14 protein-coding genes and 2 tRNA genes are annotated in these 13,924 nt (G+C 60.6%); 7 read left to right on the top strand and 9 right to left on the bottom strand.

Going from position 1 to position 13,924, the window contains the following annotated elements:
- Positions 1-38: 38 nt before the first annotated feature.
- The 7 genes from E8E78_RS15500 to E8E78_RS15470 all read right to left on the bottom strand — a co-directional run bounded on the left by E8E78_RS15500 (position 39) and on the right by E8E78_RS15470 (position 7,112).
- Entirely contained in the window at positions 39-2,921 is a 2,883-nt protein-coding gene (locus E8E78_RS15500; RefSeq protein ID WP_280315169.1) for a DUF927 domain-containing protein, read from the bottom strand.
- Positions 2,918-3,214, bottom strand: coding sequence for a hypothetical protein (locus E8E78_RS15495; protein WP_280315171.1), 297 nt, complete (start codon positions 3,212-3,214; stop codon positions 2,918-2,920). Before E8E78_RS15495 ends, E8E78_RS15500 begins: the two co-directional genes overlap by 4 nt.
- Positions 3,215-3,734: 520 nt before the next feature.
- On the bottom strand, positions 3,735-4,070 hold the full coding sequence (locus E8E78_RS15490) for a hypothetical protein (protein ID WP_280315173.1): 336 nt from the start codon (positions 4,068-4,070) through the stop codon (positions 3,735-3,737).
- Positions 4,067-4,273: an AlpA family phage regulatory protein gene (locus E8E78_RS15485; RefSeq protein ID WP_280315187.1), complete on the bottom strand. Its 207-nt coding sequence runs from the start codon at positions 4,271-4,273 to the stop codon at positions 4,067-4,069. The genes E8E78_RS15490 and E8E78_RS15485 overlap by 4 nt, the downstream gene beginning before the upstream one ends.
- A gap of 830 nt (positions 4,274-5,103) precedes the next feature.
- Positions 5,104-6,393: an integrase arm-type DNA-binding domain-containing protein gene (locus tag E8E78_RS15480; protein ID WP_280315174.1), complete on the bottom strand. Its 1,290-nt coding sequence runs from the start codon at positions 6,391-6,393 to the stop codon at positions 5,104-5,106.
- A gap of 161 nt (positions 6,394-6,554) precedes the next feature.
- A tRNA-Thr gene (locus tag E8E78_RS15475) sits at positions 6,555-6,630 on the bottom strand.
- A gap of 71 nt (positions 6,631-6,701) precedes the next feature.
- Complete coding sequence (locus E8E78_RS15470) at positions 6,702-7,112, bottom strand: pilin (RefSeq protein ID WP_049278026.1); 411 nt, start codon at positions 7,110-7,112, stop codon at positions 6,702-6,704.
- Positions 7,113-7,328: 216 nt separating this feature from the next.
- On the opposite strand from E8E78_RS15470, the gene E8E78_RS15465 reads away from it, so the two are divergent.
- Genes E8E78_RS15465 through yacG form a run of 4 tightly spaced genes read left to right on the top strand, consistent with a single transcriptional unit; the run spans position 7,329 to position 10,226 of the window.
- Positions 7,329-8,537, top strand: coding sequence for a type II secretion system F family protein (locus E8E78_RS15465; protein ID WP_280315175.1), 1,209 nt, complete (start codon positions 7,329-7,331; stop codon positions 8,535-8,537).
- 2 nt (positions 8,538-8,539) lie between these two features.
- Positions 8,540-9,406 carry an A24 family peptidase gene (locus E8E78_RS15460; protein WP_280315176.1) on the top strand — a complete coding sequence of 289 codons (867 nt, stop codon included), beginning with the start codon at positions 8,540-8,542 and terminating at the stop codon, positions 9,404-9,406.
- Positions 9,406-10,029 carry a dephospho-CoA kinase gene (coaE, locus tag E8E78_RS15455; protein ID WP_049278022.1) on the top strand — a complete coding sequence of 208 codons (624 nt, stop codon included), beginning with the start codon at positions 9,406-9,408 and terminating at the stop codon, positions 10,027-10,029. The genes E8E78_RS15460 and coaE overlap by 1 nt, the downstream gene beginning before the upstream one ends.
- Positions 10,026-10,226 carry a DNA gyrase inhibitor YacG gene (gene yacG, locus E8E78_RS15450; RefSeq protein ID WP_016501579.1) on the top strand — a complete coding sequence of 67 codons (201 nt, stop codon included), beginning with the start codon at positions 10,026-10,028 and terminating at the stop codon, positions 10,224-10,226. The genes coaE and yacG overlap by 4 nt, the downstream gene beginning before the upstream one ends.
- A gap of 134 nt (positions 10,227-10,360) precedes the next feature.
- Here yacG and E8E78_RS15445 read toward each other — a convergent pair whose 3' ends face one another.
- On the bottom strand, positions 10,361-11,068 hold the full coding sequence (locus tag E8E78_RS15445) for an energy-coupling factor ABC transporter permease (RefSeq protein WP_016501580.1): 708 nt from the start codon (positions 11,066-11,068) through the stop codon (positions 10,361-10,363).
- 193 nt (positions 11,069-11,261) lie between these two features.
- On the opposite strand from E8E78_RS15445, the gene E8E78_RS15440 reads away from it, so the two are divergent.
- The 3 genes from E8E78_RS15440 to E8E78_RS15430 all read left to right on the top strand — a co-directional run bounded on the left by E8E78_RS15440 (position 11,262) and on the right by E8E78_RS15430 (position 13,578).
- Positions 11,262-11,891 carry a DUF1780 domain-containing protein gene (locus tag E8E78_RS15440; RefSeq protein ID WP_016501581.1) on the top strand — a complete coding sequence of 210 codons (630 nt, stop codon included), beginning with the start codon at positions 11,262-11,264 and terminating at the stop codon, positions 11,889-11,891.
- Between the two features lie 133 nt (positions 11,892-12,024).
- Positions 12,025-12,198, top strand: coding sequence for a DUF3094 family protein (locus E8E78_RS15435; protein WP_013970765.1), 174 nt, complete (start codon positions 12,025-12,027; stop codon positions 12,196-12,198).
- Positions 12,199-12,282: 84 nt separating this feature from the next.
- Positions 12,283-13,578 (top strand): NAD(P)/FAD-dependent oxidoreductase, encoded by a 1,296-nt coding sequence (locus E8E78_RS15430; protein ID WP_049278019.1) that lies wholly within the window; start codon positions 12,283-12,285, stop codon positions 13,576-13,578.
- 206 nt (positions 13,579-13,784) lie between these two features.
- On the opposite strand, the gene E8E78_RS15425 is transcribed toward E8E78_RS15430, so the two are convergent.
- Positions 13,785-13,860, bottom strand: a tRNA-Lys gene (locus tag E8E78_RS15425).
- Positions 13,861-13,924 lie beyond the last annotated feature (64 nt).

Here is a 13,924-nt window from a genome sequence, read left to right as displayed (position 1 = left end):
GACGCGCCGGCGCATACCTCATATGGGCTGGCTTGCCGTTAGGCCGCCACAACCTCTGCCAGTGGGGCCTCGGTTTTGGGTTCGCTCAGCACCACATAACAGCGCTGCATGCCCATGCCGGGCAGGCGTACGGTGCAGGAAGCTTTTCCGTCCTTGCCGCTCTGTAGAACGCCTCGCTCTATCAACTCGCGGTTCACGGCGGTGATGTTCATTCCACGGAACACCTCCGATCGCCATGCTTCCGGGAGTACGTAATACGTGATGGTGGTGTGCATGGTGTCGCCCATGCCGTGCTCCATAGTTTTGCGGAAGCCCAATCGATCGATCGTGCGCGGGCCGTGCTCATCGATCTTCGCGGCGGTGGACTCCCACCGTGTGAACCGGCTCTCACCGAAGCGCTCTATGACTTGGCGCAGGCGCGCCATGATGGCTTCCCCCTCCATGTTCCCAGCACCGCCCCGCTCCGCCAGCCAGGCGTGCAGGCAAACACGAGTTGCCGTGAGCGCAGCGCCATCTGGCCAGCCAGTCACGCCCAAGGCAGTGGCGAGCTCGCCCGCAGCCCCTGCGAGGCCGAAGCGCAGAGCAGCACGCTGGACTTGCCCACTTGCTGACGCCGGGAGGTTCTGTGCAATGAACTGCTCTACAGTACGGCGCATGATGCTCACCAAACCGGGAAGCTTGCCGGGAGCGCACAGGGCCTCCAGGAATGCTGTGAGCGGCGTACCGTAAAACTTGCTCACCCGCAGCTTGAGCGCATCTGAGAGCGCTGCGGCATCATCAAATCCGCACAGGGTGTCGAACATTCCTAACCCTTTGCTGGCGTTCGCCGGTACCGCCAACATGCGAACCTCCATACCAGCCTTTAGCTCTTTGTTGGCTTCGGCCATGTGCTGCGCCAGCGTCTTCTCACCGGTCGAAAGAAACAGCAGTCGCCATTCTTGTACGGTACGGACTGCTTGCCCTCGATCATTCGCCCGGGCTTTGCCAGTGCCGTTTCCGAGCATGTAGACGGTTTCGCCGATAATGCGAGCGTCACACATGCCGATTTCATCCAAGATCAGAAGTCCATCAGAGTGCGCCGCAGCGATTGACTCCAATGCGTTGTCGGTGGACCGCCAAGACCGTACCAATCGTGGTCCGCCGTATACTGAGGCCGCCACTTGCAAGTGCGTGGTCTTCCCGCCGGAACTGTCACCGTAAAGGTGAAAACCGCCGGACTCATGTCCCAGCAGATGAAGCAAGGGGCCGGCAAAGGCCGTGCTGACCACAAACGCCAAGCGATGATTACCGACACAGAGAGCGCCTATCTGGCTCTGCCACTGCTCTAGGGTGCCCGACTCGTTGATTGGCGGGAGCTGGGCTCCAGCGTCATAGAAATGCAGGTGCTCACCATGCTGACCGACCTGACGATCAGGTAGCAGGAATGCATTGTTGTGCCAGCCCAGACGGTTAACCAGTCGTGCTCGCTGCGAGCTATCAAAACCCTGCAGATAGCTCTGCAGGTCGTTGCGCGCATGCCTACCTGACCTAGATCCAGCCAGGCGCAGCCCCATGTCGACCAAGGGGCCCAATACGTCTTTGCCAAAATCGCCGGTCATAGTCCGCGCCGGGATGTTCCAGCGCTTTTTTTCACCGTCTGGGTCGTCGAACTCGACGAGCAGCCCCCAGTTATGCCCCTTCTCGTCGCGGGTGCGCGCGAGAATTTCCAAGGGCGAACATACGGGGCGTGCCTCACCATCCTCGGTGGTGTAAAACACGCCTTCTTCTGTCAGGCGGAAGCCAGTCGGGAGTAGATCCCGACTGGGGCGGACCTTCCCTTCCTTCGCCTTGCTTGGCTTCGCATTAACCACCTCGACAACCGATGGAGTGCTCTGGCTCGCGCCGCCGAAAAGCTCACCGGTGCTAGCAAGCAATGCGAAATGCGCAGCAGTCCACCCTTTCTCCAGTGCATCGGCGGCGTCATCACCGTCACCCCATCGTCCACCTTTGGTGAAGCTCGGTGCTTCGTCGTTGAGCACAGGCTTGCGCTTGAACACTGCTAGCTCGATGGTTTGAACTGCACAACCAATTTCCGCCAGCTTGGCGGCTACCGCCTGCATGCACTTCGCACCGCTGTCATCGTTATCAGGCCATAAGAGCACCCCACGGCCCTGCAAGGGGGTGAAGTCCGCCTTATGCCAAGAGTTGGAGCCGTTGGGCCAACAGGTGGCCACGTAACTGGGCAAAAGCACCTGGGCTGCATCAGCTGCCTTCTCGCCCTCGCACAGAATTACCGGAGCATCTGGCTTCTTATCCAGCTCGTCCAGGCGTAACAGTGGGCGTGGCTCAGCCAGCCCCTGCCAGCGCCATTGAGCCCGCCCCTGCGCACCGCGTATGCACCACGTGAGTGGTGCAAAAACCTTCTTGGCGGGCTCTTCTGGATTACCGGCGACATCGAAGCGATAGAGAACCATCAAGGGCTCGCCTTGGCTGTTGCGGTAACACCAAACTTTCGATGGAACCCCATGCTGTCGGTGCTTGTTTGGACATTTGGTCATCGCCTCAGCGGGGATCGGTAACACCGCCTGCCATTCAGCAGTGGCGGGCTTATTCGCCGACTGAGCCGAAATAACCGTACCGGCATCAATACGTAGAAACTCGATGAGCTTCTGGCATGCATCAACATCGGAGCAGCTTTCGAGATAGCGCACCAGGTCGATCAGATCGCCGCCTTTGTCACCCGTGGCAAAGTCAGCCCACGTCCCCTTGGTCAGACTGATTTTCAGAGAACCGGCGTGCTTGTCATTCCGGGTGGGGTTCGGTGCGGTGTACTCCTTACCGCCGTCTACTCGTTTACCGCCTGGCAACCAGTTAGAAAGGACTTGCTCGATTGACTTGAGGGAGGCGTGTTTCACTTCGGAAAAGCTGGGGCGCTTGCTCATTTGCCCGCTCCATGCACCAGCTGGTACGTGGACTTGTCGCCGTGCAAAGCCAGCGACCGAATTAGTCCCACTGTGCCTTGGACGTCCCAAATAACATTCGCAATTACTGAGTCAGACAACCTTTCAACATCCGAACCGGAATTGAACTGCGCCATGAGTAGGTGCAAAACGGCGTCGACGCGGGAACAAGCCGCAGTGATGGCATCAATTGGCACACCGGCAGCATTGGTGGCGCATACGGATAGAAGATCTTCGGGGAGACGCCCCTCAAGTCCCTTGGATTCAGATTTCATTGCGCACCCCCGACAGTTTCCAGGGAGCGAGCAATGCTCATATGTCGGTTGTATCGTGCGAGGCGGGTAGCAAGGCTTGAGTTTGCGTGCAGAGCGGCGAGAGCCATTGCCCGGTGGGCGGCGGCGCGAATTTTGGACGGATTGAGGGCGGGCATGTGTGGTACTCCAAGTTAGCTGGAGCTGCCACTGATCGTCGCCAAACGATTTTGGGTGGCAGCTGTGCGCAGGTTGGCGAACCGGGAACTTGGAACCCGGCAGGCCCGAAGGCCTCCCACGCACAGCCGCCATAACACGAAACGGCAGACACAAAAAAAGCGCCTGCTGTCGGATGGGGCGCCTATGCGCCAAGTATATCGGGTCGCCAAACCCGGTCACTGAATTTGCAGCGACAGCCGGAGCATAGCGTCTCGATTTGATAAGAGCAATACGCGAGGCTTGCGCGATCACGCACGGCGTCATAGATTGAGGGGGCATACGAATGTACCTCTAACGCCTCCGGTTGCAGCCGGGGGCGTTTTCGTTAGTGCTTAGCGGCGACGGGGCGGACCAGAGACAGCCAACTCAGATGCTGGCCATTTCGAGACTTTGAACGCATGTGCTCCAAGGCAGCGGGATTGGCCAGCAGATTGGGTATTAGTTGCCGCGCGTCTTCGATTACTACGCCCGATGGCACTTCGACTGCCAGCATCACCCATTCCAGCGACGGCCAGGCCAAGAGCAGAACGTGCGCGCCCTCAGAAATGGCACGATCACGCAAGGCGCGTAGGCGATCACGCCCCATGGCCACTGCAGGCCGGGCGCCTTCAAGTACTCCGACCGCGTCGAGGATGGTGTGTGGCAGGAAGATTGGAGTCATGCCGCCACCTTGTCGCGAGCGGCAATGCGGGCGCGGGTCCAGTCCAAGACTTCAGACAAGACCCAAGCGACAGGCGCACCGCGAGCGGTGCTATCCGTAAGTTTTACTGGCTGGGGAAAACCGCTTTCAGGCTGACTCATCAGCTTATAGATCGTCGGACGCGCAAGACCTACCAGGGCGACCACATCTGTTATGCGGATCAGCCGTGTTGCTGGATCAAAGCCGAGTGGGTTCGTGTCACCGAGGTCAGCTCTTGGACTTGATGGTGCAAGAGGGGTGGTGCTTGAAGTGCTACGAGTTGTCATAGCTAGTTCCCTGTATTGGTATGAACAGGGCCAACTATTTATGCCGATTCACTGGGGAAAGAAACAGAGAAATTTCTAGGCGACTGGAGTTATCCCCATCTCGCTTCTTCGTAGCACTCTCGTCACATCTATACGACATTCGACCCCGACGAACGGTCGTGGTCGTCAACAACCCGCTGCGCAGCGGTAAGAGGGTCAATTACCCCCTTGATCGAGCCAGCTAGCCAGGTCGTGAAGGTATACCACCCGTTGCACGCGTCCGCCCCACTCACCCTTCACTACGCGCAACGATATCCTCCCTTTGCCAAACGCCCTGAGAAGCGCCGGCATCCCCATGTGCGAAATATAGTGCTGTCGCACGAGCTCAAGCGGTAAGCACGTGCTGCCATAACGTTTCAGAAGCATGTCGTATGTTTGACTTTCAATCATTTGCCCCCCGCGCCCCATGGCTGTGGAGTGAATTCCGCGCCGTTTAGATGATTTGTGTCCAAACGAAAGAGCGACCAGCAGGAAGAGCCGAGCTTCCGGCTGTTACACTTTCTTGCTGTGTTACACCCGGGTGTATGCCGACACTGCATAAGGTGTAAACAGGTTTTCCTTAATATTTTCAATGCGTTGCATCATTCCGTTACACCGGTTACACCTGATACACCGGCCTTGAAAAGGCTGAGCATCCTCAACCAGATTTGCCCAAATACCCCTGTTCGATATTTCCCACCTTATCAGCTTCATGAATGAGGCAACCGCCCATGGGCAAAATCGTAGGGGGTGATCGCCTCCTTGCGATTTGCATCCAAGTAATCAGCCCACCACTGCACCATGAGCCTACGCTCTTGTATGTGCTCAGCCTTGTGGATGTAGGCGGCACGCACGGTGTTCCTCTCCTGGTGGCTCATTTGCCGTTCGACAGCGTCTTTACTCCAAAGCCCAGACTCAACCAATGCGGAACAGGCCATTGTCCGAAAACCGTGGCCGCATACCTCTGCTTTGGTGTCATACCCCATTCGCCTCAGCGCTTTGTTCACGGTGTTCTCGCTCATCGGTTTCCAATGATTGTGGTCACCCGCAAACACCAGATCGAAACGACCAGTGAGGTTACGAATTCTCTCCAGCACCTCTATAGCCTGTCGGCTGAGCGGCACCAGGTGTGGCGTGCTCATCTTGGAGCCTCGATGGGAGTTCTTCACACCCTCAATAGCCACTCTTTCGCCAGGGATTTCCCACATCAGCCTCCCCATGTCTATCTCTCCCCAGCGAGCGAAGCGGAGCTCACTGGAGCGGATGAATACCAACATGGTCAGCTGTACCGCGAGCTTGGTCAGGCCGCGCCCGCTGTCGGCATCTATCCGCTGGAGAAGCTCAGGTAAGCGTTCGAATGGCAAGGCAGGCCGGTGCGCTGTTTTGCGGGTAGCCGTGGCGCCTTGTAGATCGATCGCAGGGTTGAAATCCAGATGGCCATGCTGAACCGCCATGCGGAGGATGCCCGTCATGTATTGGCGTAGGCGTGCAGCCGTATCCAAGGTATCCCGCTTTTCCGCCGCTTTCAGCGGAACCAGCAGATCCCGTGTTTTGAGCTCCGCAACAGGACGATCACCGAGAGAGGGCAACAGGTGGGATTCAATGCGTCGCCACACGGTGGAAGCATGACCAGGTGTCCACTTACGAGCGCAAGCCGCATGCCATTCCTGAGCAAGCAAACGGAATGTATTCGACCGGGCGTTGGCCGCTTCCTGTTTGTCCAAGCGCGCCTGCTCGATGGGGTCTTTCCCAGCAGCAAGAAGCTCAAGCGCCTGGGCGCGTCGCTCCCTAGCAGCCTTCAAGCCGAGCGCCGGATAGTTGCCAAACGTTGCTAAACCATCACGGCCATCAGGTTTGGTGTACTTCATACGCCAGGTCTTGACGCCTGAAGGCTTCACCAGCAGGTAGAGGCCTTTGCCATCGAACAGCTTGTAGTCCTTTTCCCGAGGCTTGGCCGCATCACATTTGGGATCAGTGAGAGGCACCACTGTGCGCGCCATAGGGATACGTTTCCTTGTCGAACCGAGATATCCCTAACCATATCCCTAAATCACGTAGATGCCCAGAGACAAAACGAGACAGGCAGAAACAACAAAGCCCGCGCTGGGCGGGCTTTGCGGGGTGTTTCGTAGACAGTCATAGACTTCTGGAAACTGATCTCTGGTGCCGGAGACAGGAATCGAACCTGCGACCTTCGCGTTACGAGTGCGCTGCTCTACCGACTGAGCTACACCGGCGTGTAGCGCAACGTACCACTGCTCACACCCGCAACGCAAACCCCTGTTTCCGCTGGTTTATTGCCCTGCCCTCAAGCCCCCTTGCACCCCTTGGGCGCCAGGTCTTCCTCGATGTCGGTGGTGCACGCCCAGCCGTTGGCCGAACGGGTCAGGGTCAGTGCCTTGCCCAGCACGTTGGCCGGCGCATCCACCAGCGTGCAAGCAATGCTGCCGCTGCCATCTGCCGCCTTGCCGCTTGCGGTGATCGCACAATGCGCGGTCGCCGGCTGGCCACCCAGCTCGGCCACGGCCGCTATGTCTTTCCCGTCATTCAACCGCAGGTCCATCGCCGTCTTCAGCGCGCTGATTTCCAGCAGGCCGGCCGCGGCCTTGGAGCGTGCCTGGTGGTTGGTGTACATCGGTAAGGCGATGGTCGCCAGAATGCCGATGATCGCGACAACGATCATCAGTTCGATCAGGGTGATACCGCGTTGCCCTTTCATGAACATCTTTCCTTTTTGATTCGCTTACACATTGAGGTGGGTTGCGCCCCAACCGGCAGCGGCGCAGTAGGCCTGAACAGACACCTTTTGTCACCCCTGCCCGCTTGGGCGTCATCTTCGCTGAACTACTCTAGTGAGCATCACGGACGCGCGCCCTTGCATGGACGCGGCAAGCTGTTTCCAGGCTTGTCGCCGGGGCAGAAAAAGGACCTTTGCATGACTTCAACTTCACTGCTTTACAGCTGGCACGGCACCGACGCCAACGGCACGCCGGTCAGCGGCCAAACGCCTGGGCGCAGCCCGGCTTATGTGCGCGCCGGGCTGATTCGCCAGGGCATCACGGTGGCCAGTTTGCGGCCGGCCAGCGGGCTGGCGTTCAGTTTGCCGAAGCGGCGGGTGAAGGCGGACCCGGCGGGGTTCAGCCGGCAGTTGGCGACCTTGCTCAAGGCCGGGGTGCCGCTGTTGCAAGCGTTCGAGGTGATGGGGCGCAGTGGTTGCGATGCGGCGCAGGCGGCGTTGCTGAGTAGATTGAAACAGGATGTGGCCTCGGGCCTGGGGCTGGCGGATGCGTTGCAGCGTCACCCGGCATGGTTTGATGCGTTGTACTGCAACCTGGTGCGGGTAGGTGAGCAGTCCGGCACGCTGGACCGGCAGCTGGAGCAACTGGCGGGCATGCTGGAACAGCACCGGGCGCTGCACAAGAAGGTGCGCAAGGCGATGGTCTATCCGCTGCTGCTGTTGCTGACGGGGCTGGGGGTGTCGGCGATCTTGTTGCTGGAGGTGATCCCGAAATTCGAAAGCATGTTCTCGGGCATGAGCGCGGCGTTGCCGGCATTTACCCAATGGGTGATCGACTTGTCCACAGGGCTGAGCCGGTTTGCGCCGCCGTTGCTGGTGATAGGGGTGGTGCTGGGTTTGGCCGTGCGCCAGCTGTATCGGCAGCATGCGCCAGCGCGCCTGTGGATATCTCGGCGGGTGCTGGGCTTGCCGCTGTTCGGCAAGTTGCTGAGGGAGGCGGCGCTGGCGCGGTTTGCGCGTAGCCTGGCAACGTCGTACGGCGCCGGGGTGCCGTTGCTGGATGCGCTGGGCACGGTGGCCAGGGTGATGGGGGGCGAGCTGCATGAGCAGGCGGTGTTGCGGCTGCGCCAGGGCATGGCCAACGGGCAGGGGCTGAACCAGGCGATGGCGGGCGAGTTGCTGTTCCCACCGCTGCTGGTGCAGCTGACCGCCATCGGAGAGTCCAGTGGCACGCTGGACCAGATGCTGGAAAAAGCCGCCAGCCATTACGAGGAACAGGTCAGCCAGGCGCTGGACCAGTTGACCAGCCTGCTGGAGCCGGCCATCGTGCTGATCCTGGGCCTGCTAGTGGGTGGCCTAGTGGTGGCGATGTACCTGCCGATCTTCCAGTTGGGTAGCTTGATCTGAACATGACTTTATGGACTTTGCTGGCTGAGCAGCCGGCGTACTTCCTTACCCTGGCCACGGTGCTCGGCTTGCTGGTGGGCAGCTTTCTCAACGTGCTGGTGTATCGCCTGCCGATCATGCTGGAGCGCCAGTGGCAGCGTGAGGCGCAAGAGGTATTGGGGCTGCCGCTTGCGCAACACGAACGGTTCGACCTGTGCCTGCCGGCATCCCGCTGCCCGCACTGCGCGCATCAGATTCGTGCGTGGGAGAACATTCCAGTGGTCAGCTACCTGGCGTTGCGCGGGCGGTGCTCAGCCTGCAAAGGCCGTATCAACCCGCGCTACCCGCTGGTCGAGATAGCCAGCGCGCTGCTTTCGCTGGTGGTGGCCTGGCGCTTTGGCGCTTCGGCCGAGGCGTTGCTGGCACTGCCGCTCACGTGGTGCCTGTTGGCCCTGAGCCTGATTGATGCGGACCACCAGCTGTTGCCGGATGTGCTGGTGCTGCCGATGCTGTGGCTTGGGCTGATCGTGAACGCCTTTGGCCTGTATGTGCCACTGGCCGACGCGTTGTGGGGCGCAGTGGCCGGGTACCTCAGCTTGTGGACGGTGTACTGGGTGTTCAAGCTGGTCACCGGCAAGGAAGGCATGGGCTACGGCGACTTCAAGCTGATGGCGCTGATCGGGGCCTGGGGCGGTTGGCAGGTACTGCCGTTGACGCTGCTGCTGTCGTCGGCGGTGGGGGCGCTGGTTGGCCTGTGCCTGCTGCGTTTGCGCCGGTATGCGATGGGCACGGCGATACCGTTTGGCCCTTATCTGGCGATTGCGGGGTGGATTGCTGTGCTCTGGGGTGATGAAATGTACGCCTCTTACATGCAACTGCTTGGATACTGATGGCCACTGCAGCATTTACCCCCTGGATTCTCGGCCTGACCGGCGGCATTGGTAGCGGCAAGAGCGCTGCTGCCGAGCGTTTTGTCGAGCTTGGCGTGCACCTGGTCGACGCCGACCAGGCGGCGCGCTGGGTTGTCGAACCTGGCCGCCCGGCCCTGGCCAGCATCGTCGAGCGCTTCGGCCCGGGTGTGTTGCAGGCGGACGGCCAGCTTGATCGCGCCGCCTTGCGCCAGCTGATCTTCGCCGACCCGGCGCAGCGCAAATGGCTGGAGCAACTGCTGCACCCGCTGATCGGGCAAGAGATTTTCAGCTACCTGGCCAAGGCGCAGTCGCCGTATGCGGTGTATGTGTCGCCGCTGCTGATCGAATCGGGCCAGTACCACAAGACCCAGCGCGTGCTGGTGATCGATGCGCCGCAGGAGCTGCAAATAGCCCGTACCCTGGCGCGGGACAACACCAGTGCCGAACAGGTGCAGGCGATTCTGCAGGCCCAGCTGGCCCGTGAGGAACGCCTGCGCCATGCCGATGATGTGGTGGTCAACGACGGCGGCCTGGCCGCGCTGCATGAGCAGATTGACCGCCTGCACCACTTTTACCTGACTTTGAAAGGAGGCCAGCCATGAGCCAGCCGTTGACCGTCGATTGCCCTACTTGTGGCGCACCTGTGGAATGGGCCGAGAAAAGCGCGTTCCGGCCGTTTTGTTCGGACCGCTGCAAACTGATCGACCTGGGGGCCTGGGCAGCCGAGGAGCACAAGATTGCCGGGTCGGAAGAGTCCGAAGATGAGCTGTATTCGGGGGACCTGGAGCCGCGGCACTGAGCTGATTACAAGGTGGGTGCGCCGGCCCTTTCGCGGGTGAACCCGCTCCCACAAATATAGCGCGTGCCCGAAACTTGCGCGGTACCTGTGGGAGCGGGTTTACCCGCGAAGAGGCCGGCACAGCCACCACTCATTCACCGCTCATCGTCCTTCCAGGGCGCCTGCAGATACCGTGTGCGGTTGAAGGTTTCCAGCCACTCCGGGCAAAACACCACCAGCGCACTGATCACCATGCCGTTGATGAACGCCTCGGGGAACATCATCAGCCACAGGTAACCGACAAAGTCGCTGAGCCACTCCGGCAGGGCAAAACGCCCGTCGAGCCACAACAACCCTAGCGCCGCAGGCACGCAAACCAGCACGGTGAGCGCTGCCGGGAAGAACCCCGAACAGAAGATATAAACGAACAGGTTTCGCGGCTGGGCGCGCTCGACCACTATCGCGCACACCTCGGTAATCAGCACCGGCAAACCAATCAGCAACAAGCCGTTCACCCCCAGCGCCGCCAGGTCCTGTCGCCCTAGCGCCAGCAAGCCAAGTTGGGCCATGAACCCGCCCAGCACCGCCAGCGGCCAGTCCAGCAACAGGGTGACCGCGGTCATGCCAATAAAGTGGTACGACACCCCGGTATCAAAATCGCGCCTCACCAGCCACAGCGCGAACAGGCAGAACACCGTGCCAAACAGCAAATGCTGGCGGCGCCGGTCGGTGAACAGTTCAACCCAGCGAACCCGGCTTACCGCCCAGATCAGCAACGGCACAAAACCCAGCCAGCCAAGAGTAAGGGTGGTGCCGGACAACACCTGCGCGCTGATCACCTGAACAATACCCTTTGCAGCCATGTGGACAAGATCGAGTCTACACCCATTCTCCCTTTCCTTCGGCTGCGGTGGATTAGTGCCCTCATTCGATCTAGGAAGCATCGGTCAAGCCCGAAGAAATCGGGCGCACCTGTGCAAGCGTTGTCGGTACTGGGCTGATTCCCACGCTTAAACAGCATCTTACCGTCATCGATTAGCGGCTAAGCTTGTCTGCATGGATGACTCAGACTACTTGCGCCTGCTTACCATTCAGGCCGAGCAAGCTAACGCCTTTCTCTCCAACGCCCGCAAGTGGGAGCGGGAGCGTTGGGTGTGCCAGCGACTGTTGCAGGGGTTGAACATCCCCTACCGCAGCGAGGACTTCACCCCGGCCGGGCAAGAGCCGCCGGATGTGCTGTTCCGCGATGCGGCCTTTGAGGTGTTTTTCGTGCTCGACGAGGGGCGTCGGTTGAACGATGAGTGGCGCGAAGAGCTGCAGCGCCGGCGCAGTGCGTTTTCCCTGGCACAACTGGTGCGCCGTGAAGCGCGCCCGCGGCGCATCAGTGCCACCGAGCTGCTGGCGCGCCTGGCGCCTACCTTGCGCAAAAAAGCGCACAACTACCGGGAACGCGGGCTGGAGCTGAACGAGCTGGACATCATCGCCTTCTCCAGCCTCAAGCGCGAAGTGCTCGACCTCAACACCCACTTCCCGCCGCCCACCGAATACCTGCGCCAGGGCTGGCGCTCGTTGTCGCTGGTGGGGCCGACGTTTGCCCGGGTGCTGTTCGCCCACCCCGACGCGCCAGACTTCCTGCGTGGCAACCTGGGGCGCAGCATTGTTTTTGATGTGGGCATCAGTCTTTGATCCAGTGCAGCGAGTGTTTGCGATGGCGTACACTCGGCGCCAGAGATAGAAAGCATTATCATTTGTTTCAAAGCGCCTGCACGAACGCTGTAGCGTTTGCGCAGTCACAAACGTCTACCTGACGAGGCCCACCATGACCAGCCGCCTGAACCCGGAAGATCAGCGTCGTGTCGATGAGTATCTGCGAGCCCCCCAGCACCAAGTCGAGCGCAGGCCATTCCGGCCGTGGCTGCTCCTTGTGCTGGTGGTGGCCGTGACCATCGGGTTGGGTCTCATCAGCCGCCTGCTGAGTGGACTGGTGCTATGAGCTGCTTCGCGCTCGCCCTCCCCTCGTGCAGTTTGCGGCCGGCCCAAAGGGCCACGAATTCCGTAAACCTTATGAGATATCCCCATGACTCATCGCATCGTGATTGTCGGCGGCGGCGCCGGCGGCCTGGAACTGGCGACCCGCCTGGGTAAAAGCCTGGGCAAGCGCAAGCAGGCCGACATCACCCTGGTCGACGCCAACCTCACGCACATCTGGAAGCCACTGCTGCACGAAGTGGCCGCCGGCTCGCTGAACTCCTCGGAAGACGAACTGAACTACGTGGCCCAGGCCAAGTGGAACCACTTCAACTTCCAGCTGGGGCGCATGAGCGGCCTGGACCGTGAGGGCAAGCAGATTCAACTGGCCGCCACCCTCGATGACGAGGGCCGCGAGCTGTTGCCTGCGCGCACCCTGGGCTACGACACCCTGGTCATTGCCGTGGGTTCCAACACCAACGACTTCGGTACCTTGGGCGCGGCGCAGCATTGCCTGTTCCTCGACACGCGCAAGCAGGCCGAGCGCTTCCACCAGCAGTTGCTCAACCACTACCTGCGCGCCCACGCCGGCGACGTGGCCAGCGAGCAGATCAGCGTAGCCATCGTCGGTGCCGGTGCCACCGGTGTGGAACTGGCGGCCGAGCTGCACCACGCCGCCCACGAGCTGGCGGCTTATGGCCTGGACCGCATCCAGCCCAAAGACATGCACATCACCATCATCGAGGCAGGCCCACGCGTGCTGCCGGCGCTACCGGAGCGCATCAGCGTGCCGGTGCACAAGACCCTGGAAAAACTCGGGGTGAAGGTGATGACCAACGCGGCTGTCAGTGAAGTGACCGAGGACGGCCTGAAAACCAAGGACGGCGAGGTGATCCAGGCCAGCCTGAAAGTGTGGGCGGCGGGTATTCGTGCGCCGGGCTTCCTGAAGGACATCGATGGGCTGGAAACCAACCGCATCAACCAGCTGGTGGTGCGCCCTACCCTGCAGACCACCCGCGACGACAACATCTTCGCCTTCGGTGACTGCGCCGCCTGCCCGCAACCGGGTAGCGACCGCAATGTGCCGCCACGTGCCCAGGCGGCGCACCAGCAGGCATCGATGCTGGCGCAAAGCCTGAAGGCGCGCCTGGAGAACAAGGCGCTGCCGACCTACGAGTACAAGGACTACGGCTCGCTGGTGTCGCTGTCGCGCTTCTCGGCGGTGGGCAACCTGATGGGTAACCTGATGGGCAGCGTGAAGCTGGAAGGCTGGCTGGCGCGGATGTTCTACGTGTCGCTGTACCGCATGCACCAGATGGCGTTGTACGGGTTCTTCCGCACGGCGTTGATGATGCTGGGGAGCAAGATTGGCCGGGGTACCGAGCCACGCCTGAAGCTGCACTGACAGGCACCCGCTCCTGCAGGCCATGCACTGACCTGTAGGAGCAGCCTTGTGCTGCGAAGAGGCCATTACCCGCAGAGAAAATCTTTTACCGTACCGGCCCTTTCGCTGCACAAGGCTGCTCCTACAAGGGCCTGTGTTGCGGTAAGAGGTGGGTTAAATTTGAGGCAAAAGAAAAAGGGCATCTCTTTCGAGATGCCCTTTATTCATGGTGGGTCGTGTAGGATTCGAACCTACGACCAATTGGTTAAAAGCCAACTGCTCTACCAACTGAGCTAACGACCCAAAAATGGTCGGGGTGAGGGGATTCGAACTCCTGACATCCTGCTCCCAAAGCAGGCGCGCTACC

This window comes from Pseudomonas sp. BN505, from assembly GCF_029873175.1.
Lineage (GTDB): Bacteria > Pseudomonadota > Gammaproteobacteria > Pseudomonadales > Pseudomonadaceae > Aquipseudomonas > Aquipseudomonas putida.
Note: the sequence above shows the minus strand (reverse complement) of the source record. Positions and strands in the feature narration are given on the sequence as shown.